Origin of the sequence: Trinickia sp. EG282A, from assembly GCF_040965455.1 — a bacterium.
Classification (GTDB): domain Bacteria; phylum Pseudomonadota; class Gammaproteobacteria; order Burkholderiales; family Burkholderiaceae; genus Trinickia; species Trinickia symbiotica.
On the sequence record NZ_JBFRCC010000005.1, the window covers coordinates 165,895 to 178,518 of the forward strand.

General features: G+C 60.4%; 11 protein-coding genes. 7 read left to right on the top strand and 4 right to left on the bottom strand.

What is annotated here, in order from left to right:
- Nucleotides 1-268: 268 nt before the first annotated feature.
- On the top strand, nt 269-1,087 hold the full coding sequence (locus AB4Y31_RS23625; protein ID WP_368676090.1) for an SDR family NAD(P)-dependent oxidoreductase: 819 nt from the start codon (nt 269-271) through the stop codon (nt 1,085-1,087).
- Between the two features lie 244 nt (nt 1,088-1,331).
- On the top strand, nt 1,332-3,002 hold the full coding sequence (locus AB4Y31_RS23630) for an electron transfer flavoprotein-ubiquinone oxidoreductase (RefSeq protein WP_368676091.1): 1,671 nt from the start codon (nt 1,332-1,334) through the stop codon (nt 3,000-3,002).
- Nucleotides 3,003-3,123: 121 nt separating this feature from the next.
- Here the strand turns inward: AB4Y31_RS23630 and AB4Y31_RS23635 are convergent, their stop codons facing one another.
- Complete coding sequence (locus AB4Y31_RS23635) at nt 3,124-4,518, bottom strand: dihydrolipoyl dehydrogenase (RefSeq protein WP_368676092.1); 1,395 nt, start codon at nt 4,516-4,518, stop codon at nt 3,124-3,126.
- Between the two features lie 394 nt (nt 4,519-4,912).
- On the opposite strand from AB4Y31_RS23635, the gene AB4Y31_RS23640 reads away from it, so the two are divergent.
- Nucleotides 4,913-5,608, top strand: coding sequence for a glutathione S-transferase N-terminal domain-containing protein (locus AB4Y31_RS23640; protein WP_368676093.1), 696 nt, complete (start codon nt 4,913-4,915; stop codon nt 5,606-5,608).
- Between the two features lie 295 nt (nt 5,609-5,903).
- A complete protein-coding gene (locus AB4Y31_RS23645) occupies nt 5,904-7,106 on the top strand; it encodes an acetate/propionate family kinase (protein WP_368676094.1) in 1,203 nt (400 codons plus the stop codon).
- A 66-nt stretch (nt 7,107-7,172) separates the two neighbouring features.
- Here the strand turns inward: AB4Y31_RS23645 and AB4Y31_RS23650 are convergent, their stop codons facing one another.
- From AB4Y31_RS23650 to AB4Y31_RS23660, 3 genes are all read right to left on the bottom strand, one after another.
- Nucleotides 7,173-7,865 (bottom strand): helix-turn-helix domain-containing protein, encoded by a 693-nt coding sequence (locus AB4Y31_RS23650; protein ID WP_368676580.1) that lies wholly within the window; start codon nt 7,863-7,865, stop codon nt 7,173-7,175.
- A 529-nt stretch (nt 7,866-8,394) separates the two neighbouring features.
- Nucleotides 8,395-9,222, bottom strand: a complete 828-nt coding sequence (locus AB4Y31_RS23655) for a universal stress protein (protein WP_368676095.1) — start codon at nt 9,220-9,222, stop codon at nt 8,395-8,397.
- Nucleotides 9,223-9,326: 104 nt separating this feature from the next.
- On the bottom strand, nt 9,327-10,166 hold the full coding sequence (locus tag AB4Y31_RS23660) for a universal stress protein (protein ID WP_368676096.1): 840 nt from the start codon (nt 10,164-10,166) through the stop codon (nt 9,327-9,329).
- A 263-nt stretch (nt 10,167-10,429) separates the two neighbouring features.
- Between AB4Y31_RS23660 and AB4Y31_RS23665 the strand changes: the two genes are divergently transcribed.
- The 3 genes from AB4Y31_RS23665 to AB4Y31_RS23675 all read left to right on the top strand — a co-directional run bounded on the left by AB4Y31_RS23665 (nt 10,430) and on the right by AB4Y31_RS23675 (nt 12,543).
- Entirely contained in the window at nt 10,430-11,176 is a 747-nt protein-coding gene (locus tag AB4Y31_RS23665; protein WP_368676097.1) for a beta-ketoacyl-ACP reductase, read from the top strand.
- A 180-nt stretch (nt 11,177-11,356) separates the two neighbouring features.
- Entirely contained in the window at nt 11,357-11,794 is a 438-nt protein-coding gene (locus tag AB4Y31_RS23670; protein WP_368676098.1) for a carboxypeptidase regulatory-like domain-containing protein, read from the top strand.
- Nucleotides 11,795-11,892: 98 nt separating this feature from the next.
- On the top strand, nt 11,893-12,543 hold the full coding sequence (locus tag AB4Y31_RS23675) for a BON domain-containing protein (protein WP_368676099.1): 651 nt from the start codon (nt 11,893-11,895) through the stop codon (nt 12,541-12,543).
- Nucleotides 12,544-12,624 lie beyond the last annotated feature (81 nt).

Genomic DNA, 12,624 nt, shown 5'->3' on the forward strand with positions numbered 1-12,624 from the left:
CTTTCCTGCTCAATAGGTATCTGCATCTGCAGACAACTATATGCACGGCATTCAAAATATGCAACGAACGATAAGGCGTGGTTTTCCCCATGTCGCGACGGAATGCGTTGTCGCCGATAATGCAACCACCTGTTGCAATTTGTGCGACCGAGGGCTAAGCTGGTCCGTCTGGAAGCGTCCCCGGCCGCGGTGTTGGCGCGCGTGAGCGAACGCTTGCCTGCGTCAGTGCCCCGCGCGTGACGATCGATTTACGCCAATCGACTACAGCATGCCTTCTCCAAAAGTTTTTCATGAACGCCTAAGCGGCCAGGTCGCGATCGTGACCGGGGCCGGGTCGCTCGGCCACGGGTTCGGCACGGGCAAGGCAATTGCCTGCCTCTTTGCGGCGGAGGGCGCGTCGGTCTGCCTCGTCGATCAGCAACACGAGAGGGCCGCCGAGACACTGACGTTGATTGCGGAGGCAGGTGGCCAAGCCTTCATTTCGACTGGCGACATCACCGATGACGCCGTATGTGCGCGCATCGTCGATGAAACCGTTGAGCGATATGGCGGCCTCGACATTCTCGTGAACAACGTTGGCATATCGGGTGCGCCCGGGCGGTTGCAGGATATCGACGAAGCATCGTGGGATCGCGTAATCGATGTGAATTTGAAAAGCGCGTTCCTGATGAGCCGCAGCGCCGTGCCGAAGATGGTGGCGCGCGGAGGCGGAGCTATCGTCAACATTAGCTCCGTTGCCAGCATCCGCGGTCATGGCTCCGCCGCGTATGGCTCGTCGAAGGCCGGTTTGGTCGCTTTTACGCGCGAACTGGCGGTGATGTACGGCCGCGATTTCGTTCGCGCGAATGCCATCGCGCCGGGGCACATCTTCACTCCGATGGTGGAAAGCATGCTCAACGAAAAGGCGCGCGAGCGCCGGCGCAAGATCGCACCGCTTCCATTGGAAGGAGACGCGTGGGACGTTGCGGCCGCCGCGCTGTTTCTAGCCTGCGATGAATCGCGATTCATTACAGGCACGTGCTTGCCCGTAGATGGCGGCGTAACGGAGATAGCCGCACTGGCTGCTTACGATCTGGTTCAGTCATAGTTGCGGCGTCGACGCGGCGAACCGATGGTTGGTGCTGGGCACGCGATGGGTCTGTCTTGAGACGTCCAGACACATCGGCGTCGTTCATGCGTTCATATTGTGACACGCCATTCATTTATATATACTTCCTCCTCGTCGTCGACTATGGGAAATGCCAAATGCAAATCCCCTGTTGACGGCGCCCTCGACGGGCGCAGTCCAACGAGCATGGCGACGACGTCAAGAGACCAAGGAGTGAGTGGGGATGGCGGAAGCAAATCAGCAAGGGTACGGCCCACGTGAGTCGATGGAATACGACGTGGTGATCGTCGGCGGCGGCCCCGCAGGTCTGTCCGCGGCAATCCGCCTGAAACAGCTCGCAGCAGAAAATGGTGTTGAGATCGGTGTATGCGTGCTGGAAAAAGGCTCGGAGATCGGGGCGCATACCCTGTCAGGCGCGGTGATGGATCCTCGTGCGCTTGATGAACTCATTCCTGACTGGAAGGACAAAGGCGCGCCGCTGACCGTGCCCGTCACCGAAGACCGGTTCCTCTTCCTCTCCGAGAAAGGCGCCTTCAAGACGCCGAACTGGGCGCTGCCCGACAACTTCAAGAACCACGGCAACTACGTGATCAGCCTCGGCAACGTGACGCGCTGGCTGGGGCAGCAGGCCGAGGCGCTCGGCGTGGAGATCTTCCCGGGTTTTGCGGCCGCCGAGGTGCTCTACAACGAAGACGGCTCGGTTAAAGGCGTCGCGACGGGCAATATGGGCATCGGCAAAGACGGCGAGCCGACCGAGAACTTCCAGCTCGGAATGGAGCTGCACGCGAAGTACACGCTCTTTTGCGAAGGCGCGCGCGGACACCTCGGCCGGCAGCTGAACGACCAATTCAAGCTCGACCGCGATGCCGATCCGCAGGTCTACGGCATCGGCATCAAGGAACTCTGGGAGATCGATCCCGCGAAGCACCAGCCCGGGCTCGTCATCCACACGGCAGGCTGGCCGCTCGATACACAGACGTACGGCGGCTCGTTCCTTTATCACGCGGACAACAACCAGGTGGTCGTGGGCTTCGTCGTTGGTCTCGGTTATTCGAACCCCTACCTCTCGCCGTTCGAGGAGTTCCAGCGCTACAAGACGCATCCGGAGATCCGCAAGGTGCTCGAAGGCGGCAAGCGCATTTCGTATGGCGCGCGTGCAATTACCGCGGGCGGACTCATGTCGCTGCCGAAGCTCGTGTTCCCGGGTGGCGCGCTGGCAGGCGACGATGCGGGCTTTCTGAACGCCTCGCGCATCAAGGGCAGCCACGCGGCGATCAAGACCGGCATGCTCGCCGCTGTTGCCGCATTTGAAGCCGTGCAAGGCGGCCGTCAGCATGACGAACTCACGGCGTATCCCGAAGCGTTCAAGCAGTCCTGGCTGTATGACGAACTCTATAGGGCGCGCAATTTCAAGCAATGGATGAGCAAGGGCCTGTATCTCGGCACGCTGATGGTTGGCCTCGAACAAAAGCTGCTTGGCGGCAAGGTGCCCTGGACACTGCATCATCACCATCGCGATCACGAGATGCTCGAGCCCGCGTCGAACAGCAAGCCGATCGAGTATCCGAAGCCTGACGGGAAGCTCACTTTCGATCGTCTTTCTTCTGTGTTCCTCTCCAATACGAATCACGAGGAAAATCAGCCGGCCCACCTGACACTCAAGGACGTGAGGGTGCCCGTCGACGTGAACCTGCGGACCTATGCGGGCCCGGAAACGCGCTTCTGTCCAGCGGGAGTGTACGAATTCGTGAAGAACGATGACGGCGGCGACCGCCTGCAGGTCAACGCGCAGAACTGCGTGCACTGCAAGACTTGCGATATCAAGGACCCGACGCAGAACATCATCTGGGTCACGCCCGAGGGCGGCGGCGGTCCGAACTATCCGAATATGTGACTTCGATTGACGCCGGGCAGTGGCCAAAAGGCTGGCAGTGGGTAGCTTCGGCGGTCGCAGCCGTTGTCTCCGACTTATAGCTGCTGTCGGAAATGCATGCCAAAGGCCATGGCGCGGGGCCTTACCGCGGCGCGGCGAGTTTTGCTGCGGCATCCCGAAGCGCCGTGCGCAGCCCCTCCTCAACCACGGGGTGATAGAACGGCATGGCCAGCATTGCGTCGACGGTCAGCTCCATCTGCATGCTCCATGCGAGCAGGTGACCGATATGCTCGGCTGAGGGACCCAAGATCTCGGCGCCGACGAATCGCCGCGTTGCGCGATCTACGTAGATGTGCGCACGCCCCTGGTTTTTCAGCATCACACGACTGCGCCCCTGGTCCTCGAAGCTCACTTCGCCGGTCACGAAACTGTCCGCGGGCAACTCGCGATGACGTGCGCCAACGAGCGCAATCTGAGGATCGGAGAACACGATCGCGAGCGGCGCCCGCCGTTCGATTTTCGTCACGTCGGGATATCGCGCCGCATTGCGGCCGGCCGCGCGGCCTTCGTCGGCCGCTTCGTGCAGCAGCGGCAGGATGCCGTTCGCATCGCCCGCGATGAACACCGGGTGTCCGTCGATTTGCAGGGTATGCCGATCGAACCGAGGTACGCCGCGCTCACCGAGCTCGATCGATGTGTTCCCGAGTCCGAGATTCCCGACATCGGGGTGCCTGCCGGTCGCCGCGAGCACGTATTCGTACGTATCTTCAGTAGTCGTTCCATCTGCGCGGCGATAGCGCAGCCTCACGCCGTCGTCGACGCGCGTTGCACTCAGCATCGCGCCGCGCGGTTCGAAATGGAATGCTTCGCCGAAGATCACGCGGGCGGTTTCCACGAGTTTCGGGTCGGTCAACGGTCCAATGCTGCCGCGCGCGCCGTACACGCTTACACGTACACCGAGCCGCGCAAGCGCCTGCCCGAGCTCCAGGCCGATCACACCAGGGCCCATCACTGCGACGCTGCGTGGCAGGGTCGTCCATTCGAACACGTCATCGTTCACCACCACACGATCGCCAAGCCCGTTCAGCACCTCCGGTACGATCGGCTTCGAGCCCGTTGCAATCACTACGCTCGCGGCACGCACCCGGGTGTGGTCACCCACCTGCAGCAGGCCGTCATCGACGAAACGCGCGTACCCCACCAGTCGATCCTCTCGCGGTAGCGCTTCCACGCCATCGACCACGAAGCCGACAAAACGGTCGCGTTCGCGCCGGACACGCGCCATCACCGCTTCGCCATCGACCCGGACGCTACCCACGCCGATGCCGAAAGGTGCGGCATGGTTTGCTGCGTGCGCCGCCTCGGCGGCCGCGATCAGGAGCTTCGACGGCATACAGCCTACGCGTGCGCAAGTCGTGCCGTACTGGCCTCCTTCGATGATTACGGCGGTGGCGCCCTCTGCGCGAGCCGCGCGATAGGCACTCAGCCCCGCAGTGCCCGCGCCTATGATCGCGACGTTCGTGTTGATGGTGCGCATCCCGGACTCCTCATCGACTGGAAGAATGTGACGGATCGTGTCGTGCGTTCCCGCAGCAAGTCATCCGTTACGGCTCGGACTCAGTGTAGGTAAGGCGCATCCGCTCGTGAATGCTTCGACGACTCAATATGCTGCTCAATCGTCTCGTCGGCGAGCCCCTGATCCTCGATCTCGATCCCGATGCGACGGCTTGTGCCGGACGACCCGACAGTCGTGGGCAATGGGCCGCATTGGCGTTTGATCCTTTCAGGCATTGTGTTGAGCAAAATTAGTCTCGAAATCAGTATCAGGTAACCCTAAAGTGGGGGCTCCTAACGAACTGATGAACGAGTCACGCCATGAGCCGCCAGCGTCCGGACCTGGCGTTTGAACCGGCAAATCCAGGAAGAAGCAAGTGATAGTCAATCATCCAATTTTCACGCGCTGGCCGGCGCGATACCCCGATCGGCTCCAGCTCTTTTCTTTGCCGACGCCCAACGGCGTGAAGGTCGGCATCATGCTGGAAGAGACAGGCCTCGCATATGAGCCGCACCGTATCGACATCACGGCAAACGAGCACCGCGATCCGGCCTTCGTCGCGCTCAACCCCAATGGCAAGATTCCGGCGATCTACGATCCCGACGGGCCGAGCGGCCGGCCGCTCGCGTTGTTCGAATCCGGAGCGATTCTGATTTATCTCGCTGACAAGACCGGGCAGTTCCTCTCGACCGAGCCCAACACGCGCTACGAAACGCTCCAGTGGTTGATGTGGCAGATGGGCGGCGTCGGGCCGATGTTCGGCCAGGTCGGCTTCTTCAACAAATTCGCCGGCAAAGCCTATGAAGACAAGCGCCCGCTAAACCGCTACGCAGCGGAATCGGCGCGCCTGCTCGATGTCCTCGACGAACGCCTCAGGGGTCGCGACTGGGTGATGGGCGCCGACTACAGCATCGCCGATATTTCGTTGCTGGGTTGGGTGCGCAACCTGATCGGCTTTTACGAAGCGCGCGAGCTGGTTGGCTTCGACCGCTTTCTTCACGTGAAGGCCTGGCTCGAACGCGGCCTCGCGCGACCGGCGGTGCAGCGCGGTCTGCTAGTGGCGGCGGTCTGATAGAACGATTGAGATGGCGCATGTCGTTGACGTTGAGTCCCTCGAAGGTCCCATCAGCGCCCGTCGAATTCACGATCAAGAATAAGGGCGCCGAGCGGGCTCGCCGCAAAGAGGGTGGACGCTCGTCGGCGATCTTGCTGAACAACGCAGGGAGGAATTGCCGCAGCCGAGCCGAACATTTCCTTCGCCATTGATGGGTGTCAAGCGACGCCCGGTGCTTATCGCTTAAGGTGATGTTATCGACAAGTCGGAGTGCGACTTCGTTGGCGAAGCTGCATTAGTAGGAGAAGCATCTGTGAGTGCACCTCTGCTGTTGACGTTCAACCCCGGCTCTTCGACGATCAAGCTCGGCTTGTTTCGAGTGACCGATGGCGTGCCCGTGCGTTTCGGTGCGGGCAGCATCGACTTCGGCCGCGTACCGCTGGCGCTCGAAATTTCGAACGCAGGGCAGTCGGCGACGATCGAGTTGAGCGCTTCGCTCACGGAGGATCTTCATGATGCGCTCGACGAGACCCTCGATTGGCTCTCCACGCATTTTGCGTTCAATGATTTCGCGTCGGTCGGACATCGCGTCGTGCACGGTGGCGATCGCTTCTCGGGCCCCGTCACGATAGACAGTGAGACGCTCGCCGCCATTGAGGCCCTCAGCCCCCTGGCTCCTCTCCATCAACCGGAGAGCGTGCGGCTGATCCGCGCGATCCGTGAATTGCGTCCGCACGTGCTGCAAGTCGCATCGTTCGATACCGCGTTTCATCGCACGCAGGCCGACATCGTCCGGCGCTTCGCGATTCCCCGACACTACTTCGACGAAGGAATCAAACGATATGGCTTTCACGGGCTTTCCTATCAGTACATAGCGACGCGGCTTGCCCGCGAGTTCCCGAAGCTGGCGGCGGGGAAGGTCGTCGTTGCGCATTTGGGCGGCGGAGCCAGCTTGTGCGCGCTCGATGCATGCGTGAGTCGAGACACGAGCATGGGCTTCTCGACACTCGATGGCGTTCCGATGGGGACCCGCTGCGGGGCGCTCGATCCGGGCGTCGTACTGCATCTTCTCGAGCGGAGAGGACTCAGCCCCCGCGAAATCGAGGACATCTTGTATCGTCAATCCGGATTGCTCGGTCTATCCGGTATCAGTGCTGAAATGCGCGAATTGAACACCTGCGGCCTGCCGCACGCTCGCGAAGCAATCGATCTGTTCTCGCTCCGTATTGCCGGAGAGATCGCCCGTTTGACCGCTACTCTTGGCGGGCTCGATGGATTGGTATTTACGGCGGGAATAGGTGAACATCAACCCGATGTACGAGCATCGATATGCGAGCACCTCCAGTGGCTCGGCGTCGATCTGAATGCACGGCTCAACGAGGATAACGCACGCATCATCAGCAATGAGGGAACCCCTGTCACGGTGCTCGTATTGGCCACCGACGAAGAATCCGTCATTGCTCGGGACACGGCATCGGTGCTTCGTCGTGGCGAGCGGCTTCCGGCCGGAGTGTGAAGGGTCGATGGGTGACGCGACGCGGCGCGGTACCGGCATGAGCCGGCCGGCGCCGCGGTGTGCGATTCAAATGCGTGAGAGCCGTTCGAAGTCGAGGATGCGGATTTGCTTCTCGCAGGCGTGCACAATGCCGTCCTTTCTGAATTTCGAGAGCATGCGGCTGACGGTCTCGAGCTTCATTCCCAGATAGCTACCCATCTCTTCACGCGTCATGCGTAAGTTGAATTCAGCGCTCGAATAACCACGCATTTTCAAGCGCTGCGATAAGTTCAACAAAAAAGCCGCGACGCGCTGCTCGGCGCTCATCGTCCCAAGGAGCATCATGATCTGCGATTCGCGGACGATCTCGCTGCTCATCATTCTATGCACGTGGCGCTGCATCGATTCTTTAGTGCGGCACATTTCCTCTAGTAAGCAGAAGGGAATAATGCAGACGTAGCTATCTTCCAACGCGATTGCATCGCAACTATGTTGACCGGTGCAGACACCGTCGAATCCGAGTGTTTCCCCGAGCAACTGAAACCCGGTAACCTGTTCGCGCCCGTCTGGCATTCTGATCACAGTCTTGAACGAGCCGGTGCGCACTGCATAGATGCTTTGAAACTTGTCGTCGGCGCGATAGAGTGCCTCGCCGGTCTTGACTTTCCGCTTCGCCTGGATCAGCGAATCCAACTGATAGAGCTCGCGCAGGGAAAGCTCGACAGGCATGCAAATGGAACGCAAGGTGCACGCCGAGCAACTCGGCGACTTCTGCTGCAAAACAGGCTCGCCAAGCGAGCGTGCGTTGTCGCATGCGGTGGCACCGCCAGCACCGTCTCGCGCGTACTGCGTCTCGTTATACATCGCAGCCTCCAGGTCGAGCCGTAGTCGGACCGTTCTCGAGGCGAACAATTCACCCGACCACCACTGCAGTATTCCCCAGTTTGCAATGAATCGATATAGGCGCTGTACGAAGCTGCGGTAGGAACAGCGGAAGGCGTGTAGGAGATCTCCTACGTAGGGGTAAATGGTCATACAAGCGTCATCGGCAACTAGCCGCCGAAGCGCTGTTGGCAACAGACAGATCGTCGCGGGCAAGCGATCGCTTTGCGGGTTGATAAGCGGCGTGCAGTGCGACTGCATGCCGCATCCCTCTTGTGTTTCTGCAAGCGGGCGTGGCAAAAAACAACCGCCCGTCGCCAAGTAGGCGCGCAACGAAGCCACCGCCCGTGTTTAAGCGGGCGCAGAAAAAAAAGACCACCCTTGGTGGTTGCGCGAAACCGACGAATTCAGTTTCGCGCGAAGGCCGTCAATGCGACATCAATACGGGTACCGTCATCGTTCGGAGCAGGGCATGCGTGACACCGCCCAGGACTCTTTCACGAGCACGCGCGTGGGCATATGCCCCCATGACAAGGAGATCGGCGTGCGTATCGCTGACCTGATTGAGAAGCGTTTCCCCTGTGCCGACACCGGAAATGCGAGGTATCGATTTAAATGCCGCGCGCACCCCATGCCGCTCCAGATAGCCGGCAACATCGAAGCCCGCGGGCGCTTCCCGGTCCGGGTATTTCTCGACGGTGCAAACCGTCACGAAGCGCGCGCGTTTCAGGATCGGGATCGAATCGGCCAGCGCCCGAGCGGCTTCGCGGCTGCCGTCCCATGCCACGACGATGTTCTCGCCAAATGTCGCAACGTGCCCTGCGTACGGCAGGACGATCACCGGCCGTCCCACGTTCATCACCATGTCTTCGACGAAGTCGCGAGCAACATACGAATCCTGATCGTCCGGATCTTCTTGCCCGAGTATGACGAGGTCGGCGTGGCGCGCATGGAGGACTGCCTCGTCGAGCGCCGGCCCCGGAGGGGCACGCCATTCGAACGAGCATCCTGCCTGTTCGGCAGCGGTGATGAAACGATCGTGCGCACGATTCGCCCGCTCAGCGTGCTGCGCTTCCAGTGCCGCTGGAACGAGACTCTCGTCGCCTTTCAGAAGCGGACGAAACAGATCCTGGCAAACCACGTACAGGCCGATCAAACAGGCGTCGTACTTGAGAGCAAGGTCGAGTGCGAAGCTTACGCGCTCATGGCTTTTTCGGCTGTCGTCGATATGGACAAGCAATGTCTTGTAAGTCATGGTGATTCCTTTTCGGGTTGGCAGGTCGCCCCCTGTGTGTTTATTTGTCGTCGATGCTTGAGGGGACTAGAAAGACAGCACAGCTCGTTGTCCGTCTGAGTCGATCAGTGCGTCATCAGCACAGGTACGGTCATCGCTTTTAGAATGGCGCGGGTTGCGCCTCCCAGGACGATTTCGCGCCAGCGCGAGTGGCCATAGCCACCCATTACGATGAGATCTGTGCCAAAGTCCGCGGCACGCGAAAGCAGCAGTTCGCCTATTGGGACGTCTCTCACGCCCTCCATCTCCTCGGTGACCACGTTGACGCCGTGCCGTGCAATGACGTTGGCGATATCCGATCCGGGAATGCGGCTTGTCGGTGCCTCGGCCTTGAGCGCATTGACCGTCAGTACCACGACTTGCTTCGCGCGAGTCAGGAAGGGAAGAGCGTCGTGCAGCGCGCGCGTCGCCTCACGACTTCCATCCCAGGCGAACAGGACATTCTCGCCGACGCTCGCGAATTCGACCGCATACGGTAGGACCAATACGGGGCGGCCTGCGGAGAGCAGGAGATTTTCGATGAACTGTTCGGCGACAAACGATTCGGCGTCTTCCGGATTGCGCTGGCCGACGATTGTCAGATCCGCGAGCCGAGCTTCCTCCGGAACGAGACGATTGGCGTACCCCTCCGAAAACTTCCATTCGCCGACCACTTTCTCGCGTGCGATTTCCGCTTTGAAGAAGCGTTCGAGCGCAGTACGGCGTTCGGCGCGCATAGCTTCGACTTCGGCGAAGTAATCGGCTGTGCCGGCCATCACGTAAAACGATCCGGGCTCCGGTCTGAACACTGTCAGAAGGCCAGTCAGGTGTGCGTCGAACTGCTTGGCAAGATGCAGCGCGAACTCGAGGCGCGGCCTCGCGGATGCGCTCAAGTCTAGATGCACGAGGATGCTCTTGTAACTCATTGCGATTGCTCCCGGAGAGAGGGACACGGAATTCGGCCCTGCTTTGCAGTCTAGGAGCGCATGCCGCGCGAGGGTTGATGACGGTCAAGCGATGCATGAGCGATTGGCGGCGCTTCACGTTAGTTTCCGCGCGGTTGATTGATGTCAAACGCCGGCGAGTGCAGCCACCTAGAGTCGACTACGTCACGCGGCTGCATAGCAAACGCGGCGCTTGCCTGGACCGTGACGAGTACAAGCCGCGCACGTTCGAACTGGAGCACAAAATGTCTGGCAAACGCGTTGCCTTCGTGACAGGAGGCATGGGAGGGCTCGGCGCGGCAATCTGCCGCCGTCTTCACGCAATGGGAATGACGGTCGCGATGACGCACTCGCCGCGCAACGACCATGTGACGACATGGTTGATGCGAGAGCGCGATGCTGGCCGCCAGTACCACGCTTATGAGGCGGACGTGGCGGAGTACGACTCCTGCGCGCATTGCGCCAAGCGCGTGCTCGATCAGCATGGCACGGTCGATATTCTCATCAATAACTCGGGCATTACGCGCGATGCCACCTTCGCGAAGATGACCAAGACCGATTGGGACGCCGTGCTTCGCACCGATCTCGATGCGTTGTTCAACATGACCAAGCCGTTTATTGGCGGAATGATCGAGCGCCGGTTCGGCCGCATCGTCAACATCGGTTCGGTGAACGGATCGCGAGGGGCATTCGGGCAGACGAATTACTCGGCTGCCAAAGCGGGCATCCATGGCTTCACGAAGGCGCTCGCGCTTGAGGTCGCAAGGCATGGGGTGACAGTGAATACTGTCTCGCCGGGGTACCTCGATACCGCGATGATCGCCTCGGTGCCAGCGGAGATCATGGATAAAAGAATACTGCCGCAAATTCCTGTCGGTCGCCTCGGCCGCCCAGACGAAGTGGCAGCGCTCGTCGCGTTTCTCTGTTCGGACGATGCAGCGTTTATTACCGGCGCGGAGCTCGCGATCAATGGCGGAATGCATATGCGATGAGCTAAGCGGCAGGCCGTGATGCCGCGCCAACGCCCCCACCCGAGAGCATCGATTGACCGGTATCAACCATGTCCGTGTGGCTTTCCATATTCTGGAGACTGCGGAATCCAATAAGAAAGAGAGCGACGTGTTCGCGCTCCAGCTGTAACGACGTTTCGGTACTCAACCCGAGGAACAAACATGTTGAAATTTCGTACTCAAAAATCCCGATTGGCTCGACTGCCTGTTGCATTGGTAGCCGGTCTCACGATAGCGAGCGCCGTTGCATTCGCGCAGGAGATGGCGACGATTCGTCCCGTCACCGAACATGGCATCACCTATCTGAGCGGTGGCGTCGGTGAGGACGAGGTATCGGCGATGCGTGCGATGGCGCCAAAATTCAATTTGCATCTGGTGTTCGCGCAAAAGAGCGGTGTCTACCTGGCCGACGTTGATGTGGGCATCTTCTCTACATCGGGGGAGCAAATCGCTGCAATGAAATCCGAAGGGCCCATGTTGTTCGTTAGCCTGCCGCCGGGACGATACCGCGTTACGGCGACATCGGATACGGTCAACGTGACGCACTGGGTTACCGTGCCGGCCCGCGGTGGCGCCGACGTCAATTTCTACTGGGGGTGAGCCTTTTTCGCAGGTCGGGTGCGGGTCCTCATGGCGGCGGCAATATGAACCCACGGACTCGCCAGGGTGACGATGTCTCGATGAGCCAGGAGGTTGAAATGAAGACGGACAAGCAATTGAAGCAGGAAATCGAAGAAGAGCTGGAGTACGATCCCGCGGTCACTTCGGCCGAAATCGGCGTCGAGGTGAGCGGCCGCGTTGTGACGTTGTCGGGCCACCCGACCAACTATGCGGAAAAGCTCGCCGCGGAGAAGGCGGCCCAACGCGTAGCGGGCGTCAAGGCTGTCGTCGTCGAGATGGAAGTGAGACTGCCGCATGCCGACGTACGAAGCGATGAAGAGACGGCCAATGCAGTGCGTTCGATGCTGCACTGGACGGTCGGCCTTTCGGAAGAAGCGGTGAAGGTACAAGTTGAAAAGGGGTGGGTCACGCTGAGCGGTGCCGTGCCGAATGCTCATCTGTCCCATCTGGCAACTCGCACGGTCAGTCATATGCGCGGCGTGACTGGCGTGTCGAACCTCATCGATGTGAGCAGCGGGGAGTCGGTCAATAACATTGCAGAGAAAATCGGCCGGGCATTGCAACGTCATGCAGAGCGTGAAGCGAAGCACATTCAGATTAATGTGCGCGACGGGTCTGTCACGCTTACCGGAAAAGTAGGCTCGTATGCCGAGCGCTCGGCTGTCCGCGGTGTCGCCTGGTCGGCGCCTGGCGTGCGCGCCGTCATAGACGATCTCCACATCGAATGAATGGGTGAATCAGCCAGCTACGGCCGACCGCGGCGATGGCGCCGCGGCTTGCCGTGTGCGTTCGGCGAGGAGCTTGCGGAG

Bases quoted from the DNA above. Each gene is read 5' to 3' on its own strand.
- AB4Y31_RS23675 (WP_368676099.1), top strand. From the start codon at position 11,893: ATGAAGACGGACAAGCAATTGAAGCAGGAAATCGAAGAAGAGCTGGAG.
- AB4Y31_RS23655 (WP_368676095.1), bottom strand. From the start codon at position 9,222: ATGACTTACAAGACATTGCTTGTCCATATCGACGACAGCCGAAAAAGC.
- AB4Y31_RS23660 (WP_368676096.1), bottom strand. From the start codon at position 10,166: ATGAGTTACAAGAGCATCCTCGTGCATCTAGACTTGAGCGCATCCGCG.
- AB4Y31_RS23665 (WP_368676097.1), top strand. From the start codon at position 10,430: ATGTCTGGCAAACGCGTTGCCTTCGTGACAGGAGGCATGGGAGGGCTC.
- AB4Y31_RS23635 (WP_368676092.1), bottom strand. From the start codon at position 4,518: ATGCGCACCATCAACACGAACGTCGCGATCATAGGCGCGGGCACTGCG.
- AB4Y31_RS23670 (WP_368676098.1), top strand. From the start codon at position 11,357: ATGTTGAAATTTCGTACTCAAAAATCCCGATTGGCTCGACTGCCTGTT.
- AB4Y31_RS23625 (WP_368676090.1), top strand. From the start codon at position 269: ATGCCTTCTCCAAAAGTTTTTCATGAACGCCTAAGCGGCCAGGTCGCG.
- AB4Y31_RS23630 (WP_368676091.1), top strand. From the start codon at position 1,332: ATGGCGGAAGCAAATCAGCAAGGGTACGGCCCACGTGAGTCGATGGAA.